The organism is Rodentibacter genomosp. 1 (assembly GCF_001999285.1).
Lineage (GTDB): Bacteria > Pseudomonadota > Gammaproteobacteria > Enterobacterales > Pasteurellaceae > Rodentibacter.
Map to the genome: position 1 here is coordinate 1 of NZ_MLHN01000051.1, position 1,430 is coordinate 1,430.

At 32.3% G+C, this 1,430-nt stretch carries 4 protein-coding genes; all 4 read right to left on the reverse strand.

Annotated features, from left to right (window positions below):
• Positions 1 to 496 (reverse strand): hypothetical protein (locus BKK54_RS11565; RefSeq protein ID WP_077543209.1); only part of this gene is annotated, 496 nt, incomplete at its 3' end.
• A 439-nt stretch (positions 497 to 935) separates the two neighbouring features.
• A complete protein-coding gene (locus tag BKK54_RS11795) occupies positions 936 to 1,097 on the reverse strand; it encodes a hypothetical protein (protein WP_158074634.1) in 162 nt (53 codons plus the stop codon).
• A 14-nt stretch (positions 1,098 to 1,111) separates the two neighbouring features.
• Positions 1,112 to 1,249, reverse strand: coding sequence for a DUF551 domain-containing protein (locus BKK54_RS12225; RefSeq protein ID WP_347876298.1), 138 nt, complete (start codon positions 1,247 to 1,249; stop codon positions 1,112 to 1,114).
• The gene (locus BKK54_RS11570) at positions 1,188 to 1,346 is read right to left on the reverse strand and encodes a hypothetical protein (RefSeq protein WP_244153153.1); all 159 of its coding nucleotides are present in this window, start codon (positions 1,344 to 1,346) and stop codon (positions 1,188 to 1,190) included. Before BKK54_RS11570 ends, BKK54_RS12225 begins: the two co-directional genes overlap by 62 nt.
• Between the last annotated feature and the right edge of the window lie 84 nt (positions 1,347 to 1,430).

Below are 1,430 nucleotides of genomic sequence, written 5' to 3' on the forward strand. Positions count from 1 at the left end.
CAAATTCACGGATTGGTTTCGGTAAATCATCCGCATTTGGTTTTACTGGTTCAGGTTCTTTCCACATTCCGATAATATCAAATTGTGTATCTGCTGCTCGACTATGACTCCCATCTAATTCCCACGAACAAGGTGAACTATGGTCAAAATACCCGATAAGCGTGTCATCAATTTGTTTAAGAATGTAACCTTTAAGACCGTTTCTTAATAATATAGGCTTACCCTCCAATGCATATTTAACATTAAATGGTATAAGTTTGTCTTCCCAAAGCCCAATAATATCATTATCATCTTCTGGGTGTGCATCATTATAATAGGTTGAAAATGTATTATAATCTTCCATAAAATAATCTGGTTTGTTTGGATTTGTTTTTGAGAACAATAACCATGTATAACTACCATCATGAGCTTTTTCTGCAAATAGTGCTTTACGTCCACTTCTTGTCATACCGTAAGCACCACTTTTTAGTGCTTCAACTTCTTTATTACTTAACATTTTTTAATCTCCTATTTTAGGCATATTTATATTGTACACGTTGTGTAATACCACATTTAGTGCATTGTTGAATATATGTGATACCCTCGTAATCCTTTCCAAGTCTTAGATCACATTTATCAATTATTTTCCATTGGTGATTACAAGGAATTTTTTGTGTATGACCGCATTTTGTACAAGTACATGTTTTAAAATCTGAATTAGAAAAATATTGATGACCTGTAATCCAACAACCAATAATACTTAACATTTTGTAACCTCTATATATTTATTACAATTAGTTAACTTTCTAGTATTAATAATTTTCAAGCCTCTGCATTTACAATAGAAATGTTTTAATTTATGTAACATACTATTGTCTGTTTGATGTATTTTAGTTAATCCATACTTAGTTTCATAAATTAGTAAATATTTATGTGTCTGTTCTACACTTATCATTTTACATCCCTCTTTCAGTTACATCTATGGTTAGCATTACGGCTTCTATAACATCAGGGTGTAATACAGTTCTCACTTTTTCTTTGTCAAATGTGGACTGTATATAGACCGTTCTGATAAAATTGAGAACAGCTACGTCAAAATCATTGTTTACATCAATCATAAATATGTGCAGGGTTAATTATTTGGCGGTTCGAGAAGTGGTTGCCAGTGGGTTACTTTATAGCAAGATCCACTATTGCTATAAAAACCGTTACCATCCATGTGATGAGAAATAAAAAATATGGTTTTCATCATCGGGATCTTCTTTCCCATAGCAGAGGACATCATCACTATCGTAAAATGAGTCTTCTTTTGTTTTTTGTGGCAATCTATCCTCAACACTAATCCAACCGTTGTTTTCTTTATTCATTTTGTAAATCCTCAAATAAAAAGACCGCACTTTGTTGTGAGGTCGTGATTGATTATTCTCTGCACTTTTCACCACCAAATTCAT